The organism is Paraburkholderia sp. BR13439 (assembly GCF_040948805.1).
Classification (GTDB): Bacteria; Pseudomonadota; Gammaproteobacteria; order Burkholderiales; family Burkholderiaceae; genus Paraburkholderia; species Paraburkholderia youngii.
The window spans coordinates 773,315-793,754 of record NZ_JBFPKN010000001.1 but is presented as its reverse complement, the minus strand read 5'-3'; the positions used below and the strand labels follow the sequence as shown (position 1 = coordinate 793,754).

General features: G+C 64.5%; 24 protein-coding genes and 1 riboswitch. Of the genes, 11 read left to right on the top strand and 13 right to left on the bottom strand.

Going from position 1 to position 20,440, the window contains the following annotated elements; genetic code table 11:
* Positions 1–20: 20 nt before the first annotated feature.
* From fahA to AB3X96_RS03665, 4 genes are all read right to left on the bottom strand, one after another.
* Positions 21–1,319, bottom strand: a complete 1,299-nt coding sequence (fahA, locus tag AB3X96_RS03680) for a fumarylacetoacetase (RefSeq protein WP_368588607.1) — start codon at positions 1,317–1,319, stop codon at positions 21–23.
* Positions 1,316–2,662 (bottom strand): homogentisate 1,2-dioxygenase, encoded by a 1,347-nt coding sequence (gene hmgA, locus AB3X96_RS03675; RefSeq protein WP_368588606.1) that lies wholly within the window; start codon positions 2,660–2,662, stop codon positions 1,316–1,318. The genes fahA and hmgA overlap by 4 nt, the downstream gene beginning before the upstream one ends.
* Before the next feature lie 62 nt (positions 2,663–2,724).
* Positions 2,725–4,080 (bottom strand): MFS transporter, encoded by a 1,356-nt coding sequence (locus AB3X96_RS03670; protein WP_368588605.1) that lies wholly within the window; start codon positions 4,078–4,080, stop codon positions 2,725–2,727.
* Between the two features lie 135 nt (positions 4,081–4,215).
* Positions 4,216–4,338 carry a hypothetical protein gene (locus AB3X96_RS03665; protein WP_368588604.1) on the bottom strand — a complete coding sequence of 41 codons (123 nt, stop codon included), beginning with the start codon at positions 4,336–4,338 and terminating at the stop codon, positions 4,216–4,218.
* 8 nt (positions 4,339–4,346) lie between these two features.
* Here AB3X96_RS03665 and AB3X96_RS03660 point away from each other — a divergent pair, with 8 nt between their 5' ends.
* Positions 4,347–5,180: an EAL domain-containing protein gene (locus AB3X96_RS03660; RefSeq protein WP_368588603.1), complete on the top strand. Its 834-nt coding sequence runs from the start codon at positions 4,347–4,349 to the stop codon at positions 5,178–5,180.
* Between the two features lie 50 nt (positions 5,181–5,230).
* Here the strand turns inward: AB3X96_RS03660 and AB3X96_RS03655 are convergent, their stop codons facing one another.
* On the bottom strand, positions 5,231–6,016 hold the full coding sequence (locus AB3X96_RS03655) for an IclR family transcriptional regulator (RefSeq protein ID WP_176109458.1): 786 nt from the start codon (positions 6,014–6,016) through the stop codon (positions 5,231–5,233).
* A 94-nt stretch (positions 6,017–6,110) separates the two neighbouring features.
* Between AB3X96_RS03655 and AB3X96_RS03650 the strand changes: the two genes are divergently transcribed.
* Positions 6,111–7,301: an acyl-CoA dehydrogenase gene (locus tag AB3X96_RS03650; protein ID WP_368588602.1), complete on the top strand. Its 1,191-nt coding sequence runs from the start codon at positions 6,111–6,113 to the stop codon at positions 7,299–7,301.
* A 76-nt stretch (positions 7,302–7,377) separates the two neighbouring features.
* Here the strand turns inward: AB3X96_RS03650 and AB3X96_RS03645 are convergent, their stop codons facing one another.
* Positions 7,378–8,016, bottom strand: a complete 639-nt coding sequence (locus AB3X96_RS03645) for a peroxiredoxin (protein ID WP_176109460.1) — start codon at positions 8,014–8,016, stop codon at positions 7,378–7,380.
* Between the two features lie 343 nt (positions 8,017–8,359).
* Here AB3X96_RS03645 and AB3X96_RS03640 point away from each other — a divergent pair, with 343 nt between their 5' ends.
* The 3 genes from AB3X96_RS03640 (at position 8,360) to AB3X96_RS03630 (ending at position 9,758) form a co-directional block, all read left to right on the top strand.
* Entirely contained in the window at positions 8,360–8,662 is a 303-nt protein-coding gene (locus tag AB3X96_RS03640) for a YqjD family protein (protein ID WP_026227987.1), read from the top strand.
* Positions 8,663–8,795: 133 nt separating this feature from the next.
* On the top strand, positions 8,796–9,185 hold the full coding sequence (locus tag AB3X96_RS03635; protein ID WP_176109461.1) for a phage holin family protein: 390 nt from the start codon (positions 8,796–8,798) through the stop codon (positions 9,183–9,185).
* A 57-nt stretch (positions 9,186–9,242) separates the two neighbouring features.
* Positions 9,243–9,758 (top strand): DUF3318 domain-containing protein, encoded by a 516-nt coding sequence (locus AB3X96_RS03630; protein WP_368588601.1) that lies wholly within the window; start codon positions 9,243–9,245, stop codon positions 9,756–9,758.
* Between the two features lie 87 nt (positions 9,759–9,845).
* Here the strand turns inward: AB3X96_RS03630 and AB3X96_RS03625 are convergent, their stop codons facing one another.
* The 7 genes from AB3X96_RS03625 to glyA all read right to left on the bottom strand — a co-directional run bounded on the left by AB3X96_RS03625 (position 9,846) and on the right by glyA (position 14,664).
* Complete coding sequence (locus AB3X96_RS03625; RefSeq protein WP_184225978.1) at positions 9,846–10,277, bottom strand: type IV pilin protein; 432 nt, start codon at positions 10,275–10,277, stop codon at positions 9,846–9,848.
* Positions 10,278–10,299: 22 nt separating this feature from the next.
* The gene (locus AB3X96_RS03620; protein ID WP_368588668.1) at positions 10,300–10,899 is read right to left on the bottom strand and encodes a hypothetical protein; all 600 of its coding nucleotides are present in this window, start codon (positions 10,897–10,899) and stop codon (positions 10,300–10,302) included.
* Positions 10,899–11,705 (bottom strand): PilW family protein, encoded by an 807-nt coding sequence (locus AB3X96_RS03615; protein WP_368588600.1) that lies wholly within the window; start codon positions 11,703–11,705, stop codon positions 10,899–10,901. The genes AB3X96_RS03620 and AB3X96_RS03615 overlap by 1 nt, the downstream gene beginning before the upstream one ends.
* Entirely contained in the window at positions 11,702–12,151 is a 450-nt protein-coding gene (locus tag AB3X96_RS03610) for a hypothetical protein (protein ID WP_368588599.1), read from the bottom strand. Before AB3X96_RS03610 ends, AB3X96_RS03615 begins: the two co-directional genes overlap by 4 nt.
* The gene (locus tag AB3X96_RS03605) at positions 12,148–12,714 is read right to left on the bottom strand and encodes a GspH/FimT family pseudopilin (RefSeq protein ID WP_368588598.1); all 567 of its coding nucleotides are present in this window, start codon (positions 12,712–12,714) and stop codon (positions 12,148–12,150) included. Before AB3X96_RS03605 ends, AB3X96_RS03610 begins: the two co-directional genes overlap by 4 nt.
* A gap of 213 nt (positions 12,715–12,927) precedes the next feature.
* Complete coding sequence (nrdR, locus tag AB3X96_RS03600) at positions 12,928–13,410, bottom strand: transcriptional regulator NrdR (RefSeq protein WP_008919734.1); 483 nt, start codon at positions 13,408–13,410, stop codon at positions 12,928–12,930.
* A 6-nt stretch (positions 13,411–13,416) separates the two neighbouring features.
* On the bottom strand, positions 13,417–14,664 hold the full coding sequence (glyA, locus tag AB3X96_RS03595; RefSeq protein ID WP_176122516.1) for a serine hydroxymethyltransferase: 1,248 nt from the start codon (positions 14,662–14,664) through the stop codon (positions 13,417–13,419).
* Between the two features lie 178 nt (positions 14,665–14,842).
* Positions 14,843–14,969: riboswitch (ZMP/ZTP riboswitch) on the bottom strand.
* Positions 14,970–15,216: 247 nt separating this feature from the next.
* On the opposite strand from glyA, the gene ydfG reads away from it, so the two are divergent.
* From ydfG to tolB, 6 genes are all read left to right on the top strand, one after another.
* Entirely contained in the window at positions 15,217–15,963 is a 747-nt protein-coding gene (gene ydfG, locus AB3X96_RS03590; RefSeq protein ID WP_368588597.1) for a bifunctional NADP-dependent 3-hydroxy acid dehydrogenase/3-hydroxypropionate dehydrogenase YdfG, read from the top strand.
* 197 nt (positions 15,964–16,160) lie between these two features.
* Entirely contained in the window at positions 16,161–16,625 is a 465-nt protein-coding gene (gene ybgC, locus AB3X96_RS03585; RefSeq protein ID WP_368588596.1) for a tol-pal system-associated acyl-CoA thioesterase, read from the top strand.
* A 187-nt stretch (positions 16,626–16,812) separates the two neighbouring features.
* Positions 16,813–17,490 carry a protein TolQ gene (tolQ, locus tag AB3X96_RS03580; protein ID WP_176109470.1) on the top strand — a complete coding sequence of 226 codons (678 nt, stop codon included), beginning with the start codon at positions 16,813–16,815 and terminating at the stop codon, positions 17,488–17,490.
* Positions 17,491–17,500: 10 nt separating this feature from the next.
* On the top strand, positions 17,501–17,947 hold the full coding sequence (tolR, locus tag AB3X96_RS03575; RefSeq protein ID WP_013088523.1) for a protein TolR: 447 nt from the start codon (positions 17,501–17,503) through the stop codon (positions 17,945–17,947).
* Positions 17,944–18,987 carry a cell envelope integrity protein TolA gene (tolA, locus tag AB3X96_RS03570; RefSeq protein WP_176367635.1) on the top strand — a complete coding sequence of 348 codons (1,044 nt, stop codon included), beginning with the start codon at positions 17,944–17,946 and terminating at the stop codon, positions 18,985–18,987. The genes tolR and tolA overlap by 4 nt, the downstream gene beginning before the upstream one ends.
* A 137-nt stretch (positions 18,988–19,124) precedes the next feature.
* Positions 19,125–20,417, top strand: a complete 1,293-nt coding sequence (gene tolB / locus AB3X96_RS03565) for a Tol-Pal system beta propeller repeat protein TolB (protein WP_368588595.1) — start codon at positions 19,125–19,127, stop codon at positions 20,415–20,417.
* The last annotated feature ends 23 nt before the right edge of the window (positions 20,418–20,440 follow it).

Genomic DNA, 20,440 nt, shown 5'->3' with positions numbered 1-20,440 from the left:
TCATCGTGACTGCCGCGCGCTCACTCTCGCGCCGGCAGAATCTCTCCGGCACACGCGCCGAACCCGACGCGATACCCGTCGCCCTGGCACCAGCCGACCAGCGTCAACTCATCGCCGTCCTCGATGAACGTGCGCGTACCGCCCTCCTGCAGCTCCAGCGGCTTCTTGCCGTTCCACGTCAGTTCGAGCAGGCTGCCGTACGAATCCTCGGTCGGCCCGCTGATCGTCCCCGAGCCCATCAGGTCGCCCACCCGCGTATTGCAGCCTGCCACCGTGTGATGCGCGAGTTGCTGCGCCATCGTCCAGTACATGAATTTGAAGTTGGTCCGCGCGATCGTGCTCGCTTGCCGCGCGCGTGGCGCGCGCAAGCTCACTTCGAGGTGAATGTCGAACGCATGCTTTCCTCGATGCCGCAGATACGCGAGCGGCTCTGGCTCCTGCACCGGCTGCGCGACGCGAAACGGTTCGAGCGCATCGAGCGTGACGACCCACGGCGAAATCGTCGTCGCGAAGGTTTTCGCGTTGAACGGACCGAGCGGCACGTATTCCCATTGCTGGATGTCGCGCGCGCTCCAGTCGTTGAGCAGCACCATGCCGAAGATGTGCGCTTCCGCGTCCTCGCACGCGATCGGCTCGCCCAGCGCATTGCCGCCGCCGATAATGAAACCCGTCTCCAGTTCGATATCGAGCTTGCGGCACGCGCCGAACACCGGCCGCTCCTGATCCGGCAGCTTCAGCTGACCATTCGGACGACGCACCGGCGTGCCGCTCACGACCACCGACGACGCCCGTCCGTTGTAGCCGATCGGCATCTCCGACCAGTTCGGCAGCAGCGCATTCTTCGGATCGCGGAACATCGAGCCGACATTGGTCGCGTGTTCCTTCGACGAATAGAAATCCGTGTAGCCCGGAATCTGAACCGGCAGATGCAGATGCGCATCGGCCGCGCGCACGAGCACCTTCGCGCGCAACGCGGCATCGTCGCGCAGCGTCGCGGTGTCGCGCGCGAGCAGTTGGCTCAGCTGGATTCGAACGCTGCGCCATGCGTCGCGGCCGAGCGCGATGAAATCGTTCAGCGCATCGCGCGCGAACACGTTCTGCGCCGGCACGCTCAGCAGACCCGCTGCCTGCAACGCGCCGAGATCGACGATCTGAGCGCCGATCGCGACGCCCACGCGGCGCGTGTCGTTGCCACGCTCGCTGAAAATGCCGAACGGCAGGTTCTGGATCGGGAAGTCGCTCGCCGGCACGTTGGCCGACTCGATCCAGCTCTTGCGCGACGGATCGAGCGTCGCCTGGAGATCGTTCACCGCGTTCATCGTTGCTCCGGATTGAAGTGTTTCTCGAGGCCTTGCCAGCACTCGTAGTAATGCGCCTGCAGTTGCGCGGTTTCGAGCGCGAAGCGCGTCGGCTTGATCAGCGTGCGCGTTTCGAACATGAAGGCCATCGTGTCGTCGACCTTCTTCGGCACCGAAGTGTCGATATGCGACGCCTTCTCGAACGTGTCCGCGTCCGGACCGTGGCCCGTCATGCAGTTGTGCAGGCTCGCGCCGCCGGGGACGAAGCCCTCGGCCTTCGCGTCGTAGACGCCATGCACGAGCCCCATGAACTCGCTCGCGACGTTGCGATGGAACCAGGGCGGGCGGAACGTATCTTCGGCGGCGAGCCAGCGCGGCGGGAAGATCACGAAGTCGATCGTATCGACGCCCGGCGTGTCGCTTTGCGATTGCAGCACGAGGAAGATCGACGGGTCCGGATGATCGAAGCTGATCGAGCCGATCGTGTTGAAGCGGCGCAGGTCGTATTTGTACGGCGCGTAGTTGCCGTGCCACGCGACCACGTCGAGAGGCGAATGGCCGATGTCCGCGCGCCACAGATTGCCGTTCATCTTCGCGACGAGTTCGAACGCGCCTTCGCAGTCTTCGTACGCGGCGTGCGGCGTCAGGAAATCGCGCGGATTCGCGAGACCGTTGGAGCCGATCGGCCCCAGTTCCGGCAGACGCAGCAGCGCGCCGAAGTTCTCGCAGATATAGCCGCGCGCGCTGCCGTCCGGCAGGCTGACCGCGAAGCGCACGCCGCGCGGAATCACCGCGATCTCGAACGGCTCGATATCGACACGACCCATTTCGGTCGCGATATGCAGGCGGCCTTGTTGCGGCACGATCAGCAGTTCGCCGTCGGCGTTGTAGAAGAAGCGGTTCTGCATCGAACGGTTCGCCGCGTACAGATGGATCGCGCAACCGTTCATGGCTTCGGCCGAGCCGTTGCCCGCCATCGTCACCCAGCCGTCGATGAAATCGGTCGGCTCGCCCGGCATCGGCAGCGGGTCCCAGCGCAGCTGGTTCGGCGGCGTCGGCGGCACCTCGGCGAAGTTCGCGACGAGCCGCTCCGACGGCATCATCGTGAACGGCTTGTGCATCGCCGCCGGGCGAATCCGGTACAGCCACGAGCGACGGTTGTGACCGCGTGGCGCCGTAAACGCCGTGCCCGAAATCTGCTCGGCATACAAACCATAGGCCGCGCGCTGCGGCGAGTTGCGGCCGGTCGGCAGCGCGCCCGGTAACGCCTCGGTCGCGAATTCGTTGGCGAAACCCGACTGATAGCCGGGCTCGATTTCAGGCCGCAGACGTTGGTCGGCTGGCGTACGTGTTGAGATATCCATACAAGGTTCTCCGCGAGTTGCTCGATTCTTTCCCGGTTGCTACGCGATCTTCGCAGTCAGGCTCAGGCCGGCTCCGCTTCGGACGCGCGCCTGGGTTGCCGCGTTGCGCCCGCGAGCACGACCACCAGCAGCGCCGAGCACAGCACCGGCACCGCCGCCGCATGAAACAGCGCGGCATTCGACCAGTTCAGCGCGATCAGCTGTCCGCCGACGAGCGGCCCGATCACCGAACCGATCCGGCCGATGCCGAGACTCCAGCCGATGCCGGTCGAGCGCAGCGCGGTCGGATAAAAATGCCCGGCGAGCGCATTGACCGCCGGCTGTCCGCCGACCACGCAAAAGCCGCCCGCGAACACGACGACGAGCAGCCACGGCAGCAGATGCGCGACCGCGCCGATCGTGCCGACCGCGACCGTGGCAACCGCGAAGCACGCGAACAGCACGCGCACGAAACCCATGCGCTCGATGAACCAGCCGAGCAGCAGCGTGCCGATCACGCCACCCGTCTGCAGCACCGTGCCGACGATCACCGCCGTGCCCGGCGTGTAGCCGGCTTCGCGCATCACGGTGGGCAGCCAGTTGGACAGGAAGTACAGCACGATCAGGTTCATGAAGCTGATCGCCCACAGGATCAGCGTGACCGGACCGCGTCCGGCGCGGAACAGCTCGGCGACCGGCGCGCCGTCGTTGCGCTTTTCGCTGACGATGAGGCGCGTGTTCGCGTTGATTGGCAAGGCCGGGTCGAACTTCGCCAGCCAGCTCGCAGCGCGCTCGCTGCGCCCTTTCAGCACCAGAAACTGCAGCGACTCCGGCAGCGTCGCCAGCATCGCGAACGCGAGCAGCAACGGCACCGCGCCGCCGACCCAGAACACCGCGCGCCAGCCGTAGGCCGGAATCAGCGCGGCGCTGACGAAGCCGCCGACCGCCGCACCGAGCGTGAAGCCGCACGACACCAACATCATGCGCTTGACCCGATGCGCGGGCGCCGAGAATTCGCCGACCAGCGCCATCGCGTTCGGCATGATGCAGCCGAGCCCGAGACCGGTGATGAAGCGCAGCGTGATCAGCGCGGGAATCGTCGCGACGAACGGCGTGGCGAGCATCGACAGCGAGAAGAAGAACGTCGCCCCGATCAGCACCGGCCGGCGGCCGATGTGGTCGGCCAGTACCGACAGCCCGAGCGCGCCCAGCAGCATGCCGAACAGGCTCGCGCTAAAGACGGGGCCGAGCGCGGTTTTCGCGACGTGCCATTCGGCGATCACGCTGGGCGCGACATAGCCCATCGCCTGCGCGTCGAAGCCGTCGATCAGCAGACACAGTCCGCACAGCGCGAGCAGCATCGCCTGAAAAGTCGGGCGATGCGTTTCGGCAAGCACACGCTCGACTTCGATCACATTGGCGGCGGGTTGATCACTCATTGGGGCATCCCTCGAATTGGGCGGAATCGGGTTTTACGAATAGTAAAACGAATTACGAATAGTAAAACTAACGTATACCCCTGGAAACGCGCGCGCCAACCTCGTGATTGCGCGCTGAGCCCCGGCCAATAAGCGTTATGCCAATAACGTTATGAGCATTTTGTTAATCTGCGCAGGGCGCGTACTGCTACCATCAATGGATGCGGCCATCACGTCGCGCAGCCACGCGCCCGGTGCGCGTTCATCGTCGCCTTTCATTCGCCTTCATGATTTCGCCGACCATCCCCGATCTGATCGCCCGCGCCGCTCATCACCCGTTTCTCGGCGAGCATCTGGCCATGGGACAAGGCGCGCACGCCGGCATCGCGCTCGCGCATTTCGACGGCATCGAGCTCACGAGCGCCTACGAGCCGATCTTCGACATCAGCGTGCATGGGCTCGCGCAGACGCTGTCATGCGGCGCGGAAGGGGTCGACCGCTTCGGTGACGAGCTCGGCTTTCAGGCGGTCACGCACCGGCTCGGCGCACCGCCGTTCGACGTGTTCGATCCGTTCGACAACATCGCCGACGATCAGCAGCTGGTCGCGTTGGATCGCATGTCGCGCGCGCTGCACGCAATCAACTTCTTCGGGCCGCAGCGGCATGGGCTGCTGTTTCTACGCGTGCACGAGAGGCTGTTGAAGAGCGTGAAGTACGACCACGGCCGGCATTTTTCGAGCGTGCTGACGTCGTTCAATCTGAGTCCGACGCGCATCGTCATCGAGCTGCCGGCGGCGGCGGTCGCGCACAAGACATTTCTGGGCTATCTGACGCGCAGCTATCAGCACTACGGCTTCAAGGTGGCGGGCAATCTGTCGAACGCGGGGCAGATCCTGTCGGTATCGGAAACCGCACGGCTCGATTTCATCAAGATGGATGCGTCGGCCGCATTGCGCGACGCGACCGTGAAGCCGCTCGTCGGCTACGCAGGCCGGCTGCGGGTGCCGCTGATTTTCAATCGCGTGATGGACGAGACGCAGTTCTCCGCGCTACAGCAGTACGACGTGCGGTTCGTGCAAGGCCCATTGTTCAACGCGCATTATCACGATCGGGCGGCGTGACACGGCGTGACACGGCGTGGGCCGGTTGACCCGGGCGCCCCGGCCTTCCCTCAGCCCGGCTCCCCTAGCCGCGCCGCGAGCGCCTTCAGGCGCGGCGCGACGTTCTCGCGAAACACTTCCTCCCCCATCGATGATGCCGGCCCGCTGCAGCTGAGCACGAGCCAGCGGTTTTCGCGCGGCTCGCGAAACGGCACCGCGACCGCGTTCACGTCGTCATGCCACGCGCGAAACGAGTAGCAGCAGCGCTCCGTCGCGAACGCGGCGATCTCCTGTTCGGCTTCGGCGACCAGCATCGCCCCTGCCCTGCCTGCCGCTTTTTTCAGTTCCGCGAGTAACGCGGTACGCGCGTCGAGCGGCTGCACGGCGAGATACGCGCGGCCCATCGAACTCGTCAGCATCGACAGTTTCGAGCCGGATGCGAGGCCGAGCGTCAACGCGGTCTCGCTGCGAATCGTCTCCAGATACACCATGTCGAGCCCATCCCGGCACCCGAGCGAAACCGCCGCGCCGACCTCGCGCGCGAGGCTGCGCAGGTGCGGGCGCGCGAGTTCGAGCATGTCGCTGCCCGATAGCAGCGCGAAGCCGAGCGACAGCACGCCCGCGTCGAGCGCATATTTGCCGTGTCTTTCGTCGAGCCGCAGATAGCCGAGCACGGTCAGCGTGTAGGCGAGCCGGTTCACGGTTGCCTTCGGCAAACCCGTGCGTTCGACGAAATCGCGATTGCCGAGCATCGTGTCGCCCGGTCGGAACGCGCGCAACAGGTCCAGCCCGCGGGCAAGGGCGACGACGAATTTGCGTTCGTCGAGCGGAGCGGAGAAAGTGGATGGCAGCGTCATAGGGTGCTACACTCGGGCGTCGTTTGCAAAACATTGTTTCGCAAGGCGGAACTCAAGTCAAGCTTGTTCTGAGCGTGAAATCAGGAGATACGTCATGGCCGTAGCCGCGCAGTTTCACTGGGAAGATCCGTTGCTGCTGGATCAGCAGTTGACCGAAGACGAACGCATGGTGCGCGACGCCGCCGCGGCCTACTCGCAGGACAAGTTGCTGCCGCGCGTGCTCGAAGCGTTCCGCCATGAAAAGACCGATGTCGGGATCTTTCGCGAAATGGGCGAACTCGGCCTGCTCGGCCCGACGATTCCCGAACAGTACGGCGGCCCCGGTCTGAACTATGTCGCGTATGGGCTGATCGCGCGTGAAGTCGAACGTGTCGACTCCGGCTATCGCTCGATGATGTCGGTGCAGTCGTCGCTGGTGATGGTGCCGATTTACGAGTTCGGCTCGGACGCGCAGAAGGAAAAATATCTGCCGAAGCTCGCGCGCGGCGAGTGGATCGGCTGCTTCGGCCTGACCGAGCCGAACCACGGCTCCGATCCGGGCAGCATGGTCACGCGCGCGAAGAAGGTCAATGGCGGCTATTCGCTGTCGGGCTCGAAGATGTGGATCACCAATTCGCCGATCGCCGATGTGTTCGTCGTGTGGGCGAAGCTCGAGGAAAATGGCAAGGACCACATCCGCGGCTTTATTCTCGAGAAGGGCTGGAAGGGTCTGTCGGCGCCGGCGATCCACGGCAAGATCGGGCTGCGCGCGTCGATCACCGGTGAAATCGTGCTCGACGATGTGTTCGTGCCGGAAGAGAACATCATGCCGGGCGTCAGCGGCCTGCGCGGTCCGTTCACGTGTCTGGACTCGGCGCGCTACGGCATCGCCTGGGGCGCGCTCGGCGCGGCGGAAGCATGCTGGCACATCGCGCGGCAGTACGTGCTCGATCGCAAGCAGTTCGGCCGGCCGCTTGCCGCGAACCAGTTGATCCAGAAGAAGCTCGCCGATATGCAGACCGAAATCACGCTCGGGCTGCAAGGCGTGCTGCGCCTCGGCCGCATGAAGGACGAAGGCACGGCCGCCACCGAAATCACGTCGATCATGAAGCGCAATTCGTGCGGCAAAGCGCTCGACATCGCCCGCCTCGCGCGCGACATGCTCGGTGGCAACGGTATTTCGGACGAGTTCGGCGTCGCCCGCCATCTGGTGAACCTCGAGGTCGTCAACACCTACGAAGGCACCCACGACGTTCATGCGCTGATCCTCGGCCGTGCGCAGACGGGTATTCAGGCGTTCTTCTGATGCCGATGCTGGCGTTCCGATGGTGCAAAAAAAGCCGGTTCATTCGATCCGGCTTTTCTGTTCGATGCTGCGCAGCTTACTGGTTCGGCTGCGGCGTCATGCGCAGGTACGGACGCAGTGCCTTGTAGCCCTTCGGGAATTTCTGCTTGATCACTTCTTCGTCCTTCAGCGACGGCACGATCACGACGTCATCGCCCTGCTTCCAGTTGCCCGGCGTCGCGACCGAGTGACTGTCGGTCAGTTGCAGCGAATCGATCACGCGCAGCACTTCGTCGAAGTTGCGGCCGGTACTCGCCGGATACGTGATGATCAAACGCACCTTTTTGTTCGGATCGATGACGAACAGCGAACGCACGGTGAACGTTTCGTTCGCGTTCGGATGAATCATGTCGTAAAGCTGGGAGACCTTGCGATCGCCGTCCGCGAGAATCGGAAAACCGACGTTGGCGGCCTGCGTCTCGTTGATGTCCTTGATCCACTCCTTGTGCGACTCCGCGCTATCGACCGACAACGCGATCGTCTTCACGTTGCGCTTTTCGAACTCGCTTGCAAGCTTCGCGGTCAGGCCCAGCTCGGTCGTGCAGACCGGCGTGAAGTCGGCAGGATGCGAGAACAGCACGCCCCAGCTATTGCCGAGCCAGTCGTGAAAACTGATACGGCCAATGCTCGACTCCTGTTCGAAATCCGGCGCAATGTCGCCAAGACGTAGACTCATAGTGCATCTCCTGTAGGTATTTGGAACGTATCCAGATAAGGTCGCGGGCGTGTGCCCGCGACGGCCCGTCACGATAAAGCATAAGGCCGTGGTGGTACATGGCGAACCAAGATCGCGTCAGTACTTTATGCGTTTTTGTAATTTTCTCCAGTTTGATGGAAACTTTGCGGGACAGATCAACTCAATCCAGATATCGGTCTGGAGCAAAGTGCCCTCAACCTGGTGTCGCCGCGCGCTGCCGGGAACGGATCGTGCGTCGGCGGCCTGCAACCGGCACTACGCTCGCCAGCAACCGTTTCTTTGGTTACGATTTACGCGTAGCGTGAGACAAAGGGAGCTGTCAATGTCGGAAGTCAACAAGGAGAGATTGATGTCGGATATCAAAACCGTCCTCGCGGACGCTGAAGACCTGCTGAAACAGGCCGCGAGCGCTACCGGCGAACGCGCGTCCGAACTGCGCGAGACCGCGCTGACGCGCCTGAAGCAGGCGAAAGAAAAAGCAGCCGACGTTCAGGTCGTGGTCGTCGAAAAAGGCAAGAAGGCTGCCCGCGCTACCGACGACTACGTGCACGAACATCCGTGGGCGTCCATCGGTATCGCCGCCGGCATCGGCATGGTGGTGGGTCTGCTGATCAATCGCAAGTAAAGGCCGGTGAGTCCGCCGGAGCAGGCATGTCCGGCGCACCGGCGATACGGGCGGACCGGCGCGAGCCTCGCCGGTCCCCTTCTGCTGGCGCGCGTGCGCGCTGGCCAGGCCCTCACGCGCAACGCCCACAGCCATGACGACCGAAACACACTCGCAGCGCGCAGAACACAGCCCGTTGCGCCGTATTCTCAGTTCCGTGTTTGCGATTCTGCAGACGCGGCTCGAACTGGTGGGCATCGAACTCGCCGAGGAAAAAGACCGCCTGCTCGGCGTGCTGTTTCTCGGCCTTGCCGCGATGATGCTCGCCACGATGGCCTTGATCGCGTTGACCGCACTCGTCGCCATTGCCTTCTGGGACACCTACCGATGGCAGGCGCTTGCCGGCATCACCGCGGTCTACGCGATTGCTGGGCTCGCCTGTGCGCTGAAGGCGCGCAGCGGTTTGCGCAATGCGCCGCTGGTATTCGAAGCGACCCTGGCCGAGTTCGAAAAGGATCGCGAAGCGTTTCGCAGCCGCGACTGATGGGCAAGTTTGTCTGCATCCGATCCATCGCCTCACCTCCACTCCCGCCGACACGCCATGAGCCCATCCCGTCCCGATACAGCCTTTCGTAACAAGCGCCATCCGTCGAAGGATCTGAGCGCCCCGCATCTGCGGGCGCTGCGCAAGGAATTGCTGCTCGTGCGCGCGGATGTCGAACGCGTCGAGCTCGCGCAGGCCGCCTTCGAACTGCGCCAGGCCGTCACGCATTTCAGCTGGCTCAAGTTCGTGATCCCCGGCTTCGGCGGCGTGCGCGTCGGCAAAGGGCCGAAGGCGAGCGTGCTCAACGCGGGCACGATCGGCGCATTGCTCAAGCACTACCCCTTCATCAGCTCGATCGTTTCGCTGTTGCTCGCCAAACCGCTGCGCGCGACGGTCATCAGGAGCGCGAGGCCAACACTCAAGTGGGGCGGCCTTGCGCTCGGCGCGTGGGAAGCGTTCCGGATCTGGCAACAGATGAAAAACGAGTCGGCGGCGGCGCGGGCGGCCGCGGGGGCTCCCGCTACGGCGCAGTCGGCGGCAGAGCAGGCCGATTCGACGAGAAGCGGCTATTGAGGTCCTGGCCGCGGCGAGTGGCTGCGATCTGCGAACTATCGGATGTCTCGCTCGCAAGGCTGCGCGCGTCGGTTTTCAATTCACCCGCTAACCCGTATTCCAGCATTCGCTGCTCGTGGGCGCCGCGCCGCTCGTGTCATTTCTATTGCCTCGCTGACCTGTCGCGTCCAGCGTGAACGTGCCGCACGGGTCATCGCGCATCGGGCCCGCTTCCGCTGGAACCGCTTCGATCGAATAGCCGCCGTTCGTATCGTCCGCGGGCAGCACGCGCACGCGATACACCGGCGCGCCGAACTGCGGCGCCTGATCGATGCCCGGTGGCAAGGCCGGCACGCCATCGCTCGCCGCGGCCTCGACGAATTGCGCAGCCCGATATAACGCCGACGCCGCGTCGATGCGATGGGTGCGCGCGATGTGGCTTCGATATGAAGGGATCGCAAACGCGGCGAGCGTGGCGGCAATCGCGAGCGCGATCACGAGTTCGAGCAGCGTGAATGCGGATGTGTTCGGCCTTTTCATACGTGTCCAGTCGGTGCGTTCCTCAGAATGGTCTCGCGGCAACACGCCGCCAATGACGCTCGATCGCGCCATCCTCGGTCACCAGCTCCATCTGCAACCAGACCTGTGACTCGCCGCTCTGCCCGAAGCCGCGCGCGGTGAGCAGATAAGCGCTCGCGTTGGGTCGAGTCGAGAGACGCCAAGGCTCGATCAGGCATTGCGGCGCGCGCGATGATCCCGGCCATTGCGGCACAGGCGTGATGGCGCCTGCGTCGAACGCGGCTTCAAGCCTCCATTGAGCCGGCTCGCCGGATGAGAGCGGCCCATTGGGCGCGTCGCCAGGTGCCGATTGCACGTTGCGCGCGCACAAGCTCAGCGCCGAATCGGCCGCGTGGAAAGCCTGCAGATAGTCGCGCGCATTGGTCGCCGCGCGAGCGGCCGCGAGCGATGTTTCGAACCAGATCGCGGACGTGGCGAGCATCATGGCCGAGATCAACAGCACGATAGCTAGCACGACACCGCGTTGATGTGTGCGTCGGACACCGTCCCGACAACTTCGCTTACCTAAGCCTTTCGCTTTTCCACTTGCCCCGCCGCATATGTCGTACGCGCGACAGCGTTGCGTTGCTGGGTCACGGTTTATCACGACGACACCTCCGCGCGATTGCGCAGCGCCACCCTGCGCGAAAACGCCTGTCGAGGCCGCAAGTCGCTGCCGAGCGTACTCACGCCATCGCAGTCGACGTACTTCGAGCGCCGTCCTTGCGGCGCGCCGCGCACCAGCACGCAGACATCCACCGCGACGACGTTCGTCCATTGATCCGCAGCGACGGCCGACGCATTCACAGCATTGGCCGCACCGCCCAGCCAGTAGCGCAACCGGACGCGCTCGACGCCTTCGACCAGCGGCTGCGCGGACCCCGCATTGCCGCTGCCGACGCAGTAAAGCTCCGGCTCGCCGGTCGAGCCGCTGACGTTGGCGAAGTACCGATTGACCACCGGCGCGCCCTGATCGCCAAGGACTGCATCGCTGCTCTTGACGGCCTGGCCGACACAGTCGGTGACCTGCCCGCTCGACGATGGCCACGTCGATACGACGTCTGCGACGTAACGGACCGCGACGCCATCGGAGCCGGTACTCAACGTGGTGCAAGCGAGGTTGTCGTCGGCGCCGGTCGGGCGACCGCCCGAGCAGCCGAACAGCGAAGGCGCCGCGTTATAGCCAACGACGTCGGCAGGGACGAAGCCGGCCATCTGCAATTGCTGGCCGATCAGCATCAGCGCGGTCAAGCCGGCTTCGCGAATCCGGGTCGCGTTGCTCGCCTGCACGAACGCGTTGCGCTGCGCCGTGTAAAGAGACACGGCGCCCGCGGTCACGATCAGCCCGAGCGCCATCGCGATCAGGAATTCGACCAGCGTGTGACCGCGTGGGCAATACGGCCGCTTCATTTCGCGAACGCCAACGCGACACACGACGATCCGGCCGGTGCATCGACGTCGCCGCAAGGCTCTGCCGGCGGCCCGATCCCATCGCCCGCAATGGGCCGATCCCGCACGGACGCCCACGTCACGCGCGCCGACGCGACCGCGCCGCTCTCGCCGATCGATGCGTCGCCTTGCGGCAGCAGAACACTCGCCCACCCGCTCGATTGATCGAGTGCGGCATTGCCCACGGAAGGCGTGCGCGTCGCTTCGGCGATCGAGTCGGCTATCCACGTGGCGCTCTCGCGCAGCGACATTGCGTGCGCTTCACGTGCGGTCCACACCTGAGCCGCGATCAACCCCAGCGCGCTTACCGCGACCAACGCGACGACAAGCATCACCTCGATCAACGAACTGCCGCCAGATGCCGACGCTTGCGCACGCACACCAGTACTGAATGCGGGCCATCTCATGACGTCGCTCCACACGCGCCCTCCGAGATCCGCGCGCGACCTCCCGCCGCGACACTGATGCAGCGCCGCCATGGGTTCCCCTGCATCGACTTCGATGGGCTGCGCGGCGCGATATCGAAACTTCGAAACGCGCCGATCAGTTGCCCCGCGGGCGGCGTGAACGTCATATCCGTCTGCACGCCGGCGATGCTCACCGCCGCGAGCGCCGGCTGCGCGCGCAACAACGCCGGCTTGCCGCCGCGTTCGGCGAATACGGCCCAACCACAGGCCCAGTCGGCGACGCCGTCGGCGCAGGGTTGGCCCGACGAGAGACAGACGCGCGCGGCATCGACGCGACACACCGTGATGCGCGCGCCGCGCCGCAGCGCCTCGCTGCGCGCATACGCGAAGGTGGACAGCAGCGCCTTCGAGCGCGCGTCGACCTGATCTCGCATATGCCATGCGGCGAACGACGGCATCGCCATCACCGCCATCAGCATCACCAGTGCTATCACCGCCAGCGTCTCGACGAGCGTGAAACCGGCGCGCGATGGCCGGCGAGTTCCCTTGATTTTCATCTGCATCCCTGATCGTTTCGAACGAATGCAGCCAATCTAGCGATTTGCGAGCGCGCCGACCATCGTCCGAATGGCCAGGTGGCATTCAGACGTTAGCGCACGCAACAATGCACGTGACGATCGATCACGGAGGCGGGAGAAGCGATGCGTGAAGAAAAGCGCGAAATGCGCGAGGCGATGGATGCGAATGACCGCAGCTCAGCTGCGGCACGCGTGCGCTCAGCGCTTGCGGGAAGGCTTGGGCGGGGAAGAGGCGCGGCGAAATTCCTCGATCACGTCCTCGAATTCGGAGACGTCTTCGAAGCGCCGGTATACGGAGGCGAAGCGGACGTAAGCGATCGTGTCGAGCGCGCGCAACTCGTTCATCACGAGTTCGCCGAGGCGCTCGCTACGCACCTCGCGCTCGCCGCTGCCGAGCAGCTGATACTCGATGCGGGCGACCGCCGCTTCAATCGCGTCCACCGCAACTGGGCGCTTGCGCAGCGCCAGTTGCATGCTCGCGACGATCTTGCGGCGATCGAATTCCGTGCGCGTGCCGTCCTTCTTGACGACCGACGGCAACGCCAGCTCGACCCGCTCATACGTCGTGAAACGCTTGTCGCAGGCCGGGCAGCGGCGGCGCCGGCGAATCGTCGCGCCGTCTTCGGATACGCGCGAGTCGACGACCTGCGTATCGGCGTGGCGGCAGAAGGGGCAATGCATGACGGCTTAGCCGTAAACCGGGAAGCGCTGGGTCAGCTCGGCGACTTGCGCGCGCACGCGCTCGATCGTCGCGGCGTCTTCCGGGTTGTCCAGCACGTCGGCGATCAGGTTGCCGACCTGCTCGGCTTCCTTCACGCCGAAGCCGCGCGTGGTCATCGCCGGCGAACCCAGGCGGATGCCCGAGGTCACGAAGGGCTTTTCCGGATCGTTCGGGATCGCGTTCTTGTTGACCGTGATGTGCGCCGCGCCGAGTGCCGCTTCCGCAGCCTTGCCGGTGATCTTCTTCGCACGCAGGTCGACCAGCATCACGTGGCTCTCCGTGCGGCCCGACACGATGCGCAGACCGCGCTTGACCAGCGTTTCAGCGAGCACGCGCGCGTTCTCGACGACCTGCTGCTGATAAGCCTTGAATTCCGGCGACAGGGCTTCCTTGAACGCGACGGCCTTCGCGGCGATCACGTGCATCAGCGGACCGCCCTGGATGCCCGGGAAAATCGCCGAGTTGATCGGCTTCTCGAACTCGGCCTTCATCAGGATCACGCCGCCGCGCGGGCCGCGCAGGCTCTTGTGCGTGGTGGTGGTAACGAAGTCGGCGTGCGGCACCGGGTTCGGATAAACGCCCGCGGCGACGAGACCGGCGTAGTGCGCCATGTCGACCATGAAGTAGGCGCCAACCGACTTCGCGATCTTCGACATGCGTTCGAAATCGATGCGCAGCGCAAACGCGGATGCGCCCGCCACGATCAGCTTCGGCTTGTGTTCCTGGGCGAGCTTTTCAGCAGCGTCGTAGTCGATGTCTTCGGCTTCATTCAGACCGTAGCTGACCACGTTGAACCACTTGCCCGACATGTTGACCGGCGAGCCGTGCGTGAGGTGGCCGCCGTGGGCGAGGCTCATGCCCATGATCGTGTCGCCCGGCTTGAGCATTGCGAAGAACACGCCCTGGTTGGCCTGCGAGCCGGAGTTCGGCTGCACGTTCGCGGCTTCGGCGCCGAACAGCTGCTTCACGCGGTCGATCGCCAGCTGCTCGGCGACGTCGACGTACTCGCAGCCGCCGTAGTAGCGCTTGCCGGGATAGCCTTCGGCGTACTTGTTCGTGAGTTGCGAGCCCTGCGCGGCCATCACGGCCGGGCTCGTGTAGTTTTCCGACGCGATCAGTTCGATGTGCTCTTCCTGACGGCGGTTTTCCTGCTCGATGACCTTCCAGAGTTCAGGATCGACGTTGGCGATGGTGCTTTGGGCTCTGTCAAACATACGGGTTCCGTTGAGTGTTTTCAGGTTGACCGGATCGTGCGCCGAATCCTGCGTAGAGGGTACACAGCGGGGTACGCAGCGCTGTGGGCGGCGAGGCTTGCCCTGACTTGGCGAGTGGAGAGTCGCCGCATACGCGAGGCAGGCCAGCCACCGTCAGCGCAGATTAATGCGCGCGGTTCACGGCTGCCCAGGCGAACGGCAAAACGGCACCCTGCGCTTCACGGTGGGTTGTTCCACCTTGAACCCGATTGGTTGAATCGGCTGAGTCGGACGACTCGGTTCTATCGCCAGTCACGCAGGGTCGAGCGCGTTAGTGTATTGGAAGAGGCCCGAATAGGCAACCGACTTGCGGGCGCTCCGGCGGCTGCTGGCGGGCCCTGCGGACGGTCTGGCGACCCCGCTGCGCAACCATCTGACGAAAGCACCCCGACCGCGCCGAGCACCCGTTGCGCGCCGCCGCGGCAGCCGCCGATCCGGCTCGTGCATCCTTGCCGCAGCGCGGCATTGGAAGTAGTCTTGGGGCCTTTGTCTCTTACCGACCAGGGAACTGCAATGATCGTGTTTGTCACAGGAGCGTCGGCCGGCTTCGGCGCTGCCATCGCCCGCTCGTTCGTCAAGGGCGGCCATCGTGTCGTCGCCACTGCTCGCCGCAAGGACCGTCTCCAGGCACTCGCCGACGAACTCGGCGCCGCGCTGCTGCCGTACGAGCTCGACGTGCGCGACCGCGCCGCCGTCGAAGCCGTGCCGGCCTCGTTGCCGGCCGACTTCGCCGCAATCGACGTGCTCGTCAACAACGCCGGCCTCGCCCTCGGCACCGAGCCGGCGCACAAGGCGAGCCTCGACGAATGGAACACCATGATCGAGACCAATTGCACGGGCCTCGTGCAGGTCACACATGCGCTGCTGCCCGGCATGGTCGAGCGCAATCGCGGACATATCTTCAATCTTGGTTCGGTGGCGGGCCGCTGGCCGTACCCAGGCGGCAACGTGTATGGCGCGACCAAGGCGTTCGTGCGCCAGTTCAGCCTGAACCTGCGCGCCGACCTCGCCGGCACCGCGCTGCGCGTGACCGACATCGAGCCGGGTCTGTGCGGCGGCACCGAATTCTCGAACGTGCGCTATCGCGGCGACGACGACAAGGCCGCCAAAGTCTACGAAAACGTGCAGCCGCTGACGGCCGAAGACATCGCCGATTCAATCTACTGGATCGCCACGCGCCCGGCCCACGTCAACATCAACACGATCGAGCTGATGCCGGTCGCACAGTCGTTCGCGGGTCTGTCCGTGCATCGCGGCTGAGTTTGAAGGCGGGCGGCGACAGCCGCCCCTTCCATTGGTCCCGCCGCCGCCCGTCACCGTGCTGGCTTTTTCTCGCGGCACGCCGATCCGCTCCCCCAGTCCCGGCGCGGCCGGCAAAGCCGGCCACCATCGCCGCCGACACCCGCCACACGCAACTCACACTTCGAAACAGACCCCGGAGTTTGCGTTCCGGTAGAATGCGCCGCATGAATATGTCGACCAGCCAGCCAGGCACGGAAATCGGCTATACGTGGTCCATCCGCGTGTATTACGAAGATACCGACGCCGGCGGCATCGTGTTTTACGCCAATTACCTGAAGTTTTTCGAACGGGCTCGCACCGAATGGCTGCGCGCGTGTGGCGTCGACCAGCATCGGCTTGCGGAAGAAAACGACGCGATTTTCATCGTGCGCAGTACCGCGGTCGATTACCGGGCTCCGGCCCGGCTCGACGATCTCGTGAAAATTATCAGCCGGATCGAGCGTCTTGGCCGAGCTTCGGTAGACTTCGTGCAGGAAGCCTGGCGCGAAGGCACGTTGCTTGCCAGCGGGTCGGTCCGGGTTGGCTGTGTGGACCGCGCGACGCTGCGGCCAGCCGCGATCCCGCCTTCGGTTCTTGCCGCGCTGCGGCACGGACCGGGCGTCGGCGAGAGCGCGGACTGAACCACGGCGGCATGTCAACGGACGATACCTGAGCCTCGTTGTTACGGGGCCAGTGAACTCATACCGGTCAGGTTGCACAAAGCATGGTTCGGCTTCGATATCGCCGAAGCTTCCGTTTTGCCCACGGCAAGCTTGAAGCGGCTTTGCAGCCGGACGCCCCCTTCCCGGGACGTTAAAACGAACCTTTATGAACACTACACAAGATCTGTCGATCGTTTCACTCGTACTCAACGCGAGCCTGCTGGCCCAGGCCGTCATGGCTCTGCTGCTGTTGCTGTCGCTACTCTCCTGGACTTTCATCTTCCGCAAGTGGTTTGCGATTCGCCGGGCGCGCGCGCAAACTGAGCGCTTCGAGCGCGATTTCTGGTCGGGCGGCGACCTGCAGGCGCTGTATCAGAGCGCCGCGAACAACCGCCACAGGATCGGCGCGCTCGAGCGGATTTTCGAGTCCGGCATGCGCGAATTCCTGAAAGGCAAAGAGAAACGCCTGAACGATGCCGGCGCGATCCTCGACGGCGCCCGGCGCGCGATGCGCGCATCGTTCCAGCGCGAAATGGACGTGCTCGAAGCGAACCTCGCGTTTCTCGCCTCGGTCGGTTCGGTCAGCCCGTATATCGGTCTGTTCGGCACGGTGTGGGGGATCATGAATGCGTTCCGCGGCCTCGCCAACGTGCAGCAGGCCACGCTCGCGAACGTCGCGCCGGGCATCGCCGAGGCGCTGACCGCCACCGCGATCGGCCTGTTCGCGGCGATTCCGGCAGTGGTCGCCTACAACCGCTACGCGCACGACATCGACCGTCTGGCGATCCGTTTCGAAACCTTCATCGAAGAGTTCTCGAACATCCTGCAGCGTCAGGCACACTAAGGAGGCCCCGATGGCAGGCTCCCGCTCCTCCAGCATGCGCGGCTCGCGCTCGCGTCGCGCGATGGCCGACATCAACGTCGTGCCGTACATCGACGTGATGCTCGTGCTGCTCGTGATCTTCATGGTCACGGCGCCGCTCGTCGCACCGTCGATCGTCAATCTGCCGACCGTCGGCGGCGCCGCGCCGCAGCAGCAGACGCCGCCCGTGATCGTCAACATCCGCGCGGACGGCAACATGAGCGTCAAGTACAAGGACGACTCCGGCACGCAGCAGCAGGAAGACATGACGAAAGCTGGTCTCAAAGGTTTCATCGCCGATCGGGCACAATCGCACCCGGATCAGCCCGTCGTGATCGCCGCCGACAAAACCGTGAAGTACGAAGTCGTGATGAATGTGATGTCCGAGTTGAAGGCTCAGGGCGTCAAGCGCGTTGGATTGCTTGTCAAATCGCAATGATCCGCAAGAACACCGAATATCCGCTTCAGCCACCGCGTGAACGCGGTACCGGGCGAGCTTTTCTGTTCGCGCTGGTGATGCATGCGCTGCTCGGATTCTTTCTTTATCACGGCATCCAGTGGCAAAACAGCACGCCCGAGGGCGAGCAGGCGGAACTGTGGACCGAGGTGCCGGATTCCGCGATCCCGCATCCCGTCGTCACGCCGCCGCCCGCGCCGGTCGCCCCGGCCCCGCCCGTGCGCGACGAGCAGGCCGACATCGCGCTGCAGGAAAAGAAGCGTCAGCAGCAGGAAGCGGCTCGCGCCGCGCAATTGGCCGAACAGCAGCGCCAGTTGAAGCTGAAAGAGCAGCAGGAAGCGGAAGCGAAGCGTCAGCAACAACTGGCGGCCGAACAGGCGGCCCAACTCGCGGCGCAGAAAGCCGCCAAGCTCAAGCAGCAACAGGCGCAACAGCAACAACAGCAACAGCAGCAGGCCGAGAAGCTCAAGCAGCAGCAGCTCGCCGAGCAGCAGAAGCAGCAGCAACTGAAGGAACAGCAGGAGCAGCAGCAAAAGCAGGCTCAGGCGGAAGCGCAAAAGAAGGCTGAGGCCGAGAAGGCGGCGAAGGCGAAGGCGCAAGCCGAAGCGGCGGCACAAGCGAAGAAGCAGCTCGATGCGGACCGTCGCGCGCGGCTGGCGCAAATGCAGGGTCTGGCTGGCGGCGTCGGCGGCAGCAGTTCGAGCAGCAACGGGCTGGGCAAGAGCGGAACGGGTAGCGGCTCCGGGGGCACGGCGGCATCGCCAGGCTACGCGGACAAGGTGCGCCGGCTGGTGCTTCAGCATGTGAACTGGGGCGGCGAAACGGAAGGTCTGGAGACCGTGATCGCCGTGCGCTGTTCGCCGGACGGCAATCAGCTGAGCGCAAACATTACCCACAGCAGCGGCAACGCCGCGTGGGACGCCGCCGCGTTGCGGGCGGTGAAAGCCTCCGATCCGATGCCGCGGGACGTGAATGGCAAGACGCCGGACTACTTCACTATCACGCTGCGGCCGGCGGCTTGATGTGCAGGCTGACAGCCGACTAACATCCAACGCCGCGCCCCACCAGGCCGGCGTTGCGCGGGAACGAAATAGCCGTTTACCGGTCTGTCTGCTGTCTTCGAGTATTAAGTAAAACCGTTTTGAGGAACCCATACAGCATGAGTTTGATGACCAAGCTAGGCCTGCGAACACTCGTGGCAACGTGCCTGATCGCCGTCGGCGGCGCCGCCAACGCACAACTCAACGTCCTCGTGACGGGCGTCGGATCCACCCAGTTTCCGATCGCAACGGCGAATTTCGCCAATGAAGCGAACTCCCCGCAGCAGGTCAGCACGATCGTGCGTCAGGACCTGCAACGCAGCGGCAAATTCACGAATATCGACGCAGGCTCGACGCCGATGTCAGAGACCGATTCCGTCGACCTTGGCGCATGGAAGGCGAAGGGCGCCAACGCGTTCGTCGCGGGCAGCGTGAGCCGCCTGCCGAACGGCCAGTACGAAGTGCGCTTCAAGCTCTACGACACGGTCAAGGGCGAAAGCCTCGGCGGCCTCGTGCTGGTGAGCCCGGAGAGCGGTCTGCGCATGAGCGCGCACAAGGTCGCGGACTACATTTACGCCAAGCTGATGGGTAACCGCGGCGTGTTCGCTACGCGCCTGTCGTATGTGATCAAGTCGGGCAACCGCTACCAGCTGCAGATCTCGGATTCGGACGGCCAGGACGCGCATATCGCGCTGTCGAGCCCCGAGCCGATCATTTCGCCGGCCTGGTCGCCAGATGGCACCAAGGTCGCGTACGTGTCGTTCGAGAAGAAAAAGCCCATCGTCTACATCCACGACCTGCCCACCGGCCGGCGCATCGTCGTATCGGACCAGAAGGGCAACAACAGCGCGCCGGCGTGGTCGCCGGATGGCCGCACGCTCGCCGTCGCGCTGTCGCGTACCGGCAATACGCAGATTTTCGCGGTCAACGCGGACGGCAGCGGTCTGCGTCGTCTGACGCAGGGCAGCTCGATCGACACCGAGCCGACCTACTCTCCTGACGGTCAGTGGATCTATTTCACGAGCGACCGCGGCGGCGCTCCGCAGATCTACAAGATGCCCGCGCAAGGTGAAAGCGCGGGCAACGCGCAACGCGTCACGTTTACGGGCAGCTACAACACCAGCCCGCGTGTGAGTCCTGACGGCAAGGAGCTTGCCTACATCTCGCGCGTCGGCGGTGCATTCAAGCTGTACATCCAGGACCTGCAAGGCGGAACTGCCACGGGCCTGACGGACACCTCACATGACGAATCGCCGAGCTTCGCGGCGAATGGTCAGTACATTCTTTACGCCACTCAGGTGAACGGCCGTGGCGTGTTGGCCGCAGTATCGACCGATGGTCGCACTCGGCAGGTCCTGTCCGTTCAGGGGGGCAGCGTACGCGAGCCATCCTGGGGCCCGTTTATGCAATAACGTTGATGCAATAACACAAGGAG

Coding starts and splice junctions, on each gene's coding strand:
- tolR (WP_013088523.1), top strand. CDS start 17,501: ATGGCAGGCTCCCGCTCCTCCAGCATGCGCGGCTCGCGCTCGCGTCGC.
- AB3X96_RS03610 (WP_368588599.1), bottom strand. CDS start 12,151: ATGAGATGGCCCGCATTCAGTACTGGTGTGCGTGCGCAAGCGTCGGCA.
- AB3X96_RS03645 (WP_176109460.1), bottom strand. CDS start 8,016: ATGAGTCTACGTCTTGGCGACATTGCGCCGGATTTCGAACAGGAGTCG.
- AB3X96_RS03660 (WP_368588603.1), top strand. CDS start 4,347: ATGATTTCGCCGACCATCCCCGATCTGATCGCCCGCGCCGCTCATCAC.
- AB3X96_RS03670 (WP_368588605.1), bottom strand. CDS start 4,080: ATGAGTGATCAACCCGCCGCCAATGTGATCGAAGTCGAGCGTGTGCTT.
- AB3X96_RS03635 (WP_176109461.1), top strand. CDS start 8,796: ATGACGACCGAAACACACTCGCAGCGCGCAGAACACAGCCCGTTGCGC.
- ybgC (WP_368588596.1), top strand. CDS start 16,161: ATGCGCCGCATGAATATGTCGACCAGCCAGCCAGGCACGGAAATCGGC.
- AB3X96_RS03650 (WP_368588602.1), top strand. CDS start 6,111: ATGGCCGTAGCCGCGCAGTTTCACTGGGAAGATCCGTTGCTGCTGGAT.
- hmgA (WP_368588606.1), bottom strand. CDS start 2,662: ATGGATATCTCAACACGTACGCCAGCCGACCAACGTCTGCGGCCTGAA.
- AB3X96_RS03640 (WP_026227987.1), top strand. CDS start 8,360: ATGTCGGAAGTCAACAAGGAGAGATTGATGTCGGATATCAAAACCGTC.
- AB3X96_RS03655 (WP_176109458.1), bottom strand. CDS start 6,016: ATGACGCTGCCATCCACTTTCTCCGCTCCGCTCGACGAACGCAAATTC.
- AB3X96_RS03605 (WP_368588598.1), bottom strand. CDS start 12,714: ATGCAGATGAAAATCAAGGGAACTCGCCGGCCATCGCGCGCCGGTTTC.
- ydfG (WP_368588597.1), top strand. CDS start 15,217: ATGATCGTGTTTGTCACAGGAGCGTCGGCCGGCTTCGGCGCTGCCATC.
- tolB (WP_368588595.1), top strand. CDS start 19,125: ATGAGTTTGATGACCAAGCTAGGCCTGCGAACACTCGTGGCAACGTGC.
- tolQ (WP_176109470.1), top strand. CDS start 16,813: ATGAACACTACACAAGATCTGTCGATCGTTTCACTCGTACTCAACGCG.
- AB3X96_RS03625 (WP_184225978.1), bottom strand. CDS start 10,277: ATGAAAAGGCCGAACACATCCGCATTCACGCTGCTCGAACTCGTGATC.
- AB3X96_RS03615 (WP_368588600.1), bottom strand. CDS start 11,705: ATGAAGCGGCCGTATTGCCCACGCGGTCACACGCTGGTCGAATTCCTG.
- nrdR (WP_008919734.1), bottom strand. CDS start 13,410: ATGCATTGCCCCTTCTGCCGCCACGCCGATACGCAGGTCGTCGACTCG.
- tolA (WP_176367635.1), top strand. CDS start 17,944: ATGATCCGCAAGAACACCGAATATCCGCTTCAGCCACCGCGTGAACGC.
- AB3X96_RS03665 (WP_368588604.1), bottom strand. CDS start 4,338: ATGAAAGGCGACGATGAACGCGCACCGGGCGCGTGGCTGCGCGACGTG.
- glyA (WP_176122516.1), bottom strand. CDS start 14,664: ATGTTTGACAGAGCCCAAAGCACCATCGCCAACGTCGATCCTGAACTC.
- AB3X96_RS03630 (WP_368588601.1), top strand. CDS start 9,243: ATGAGCCCATCCCGTCCCGATACAGCCTTTCGTAACAAGCGCCATCCG.
- fahA (WP_368588607.1), bottom strand. CDS start 1,319: ATGAACGCGGTGAACGATCTCCAGGCGACGCTCGATCCGTCGCGCAAG.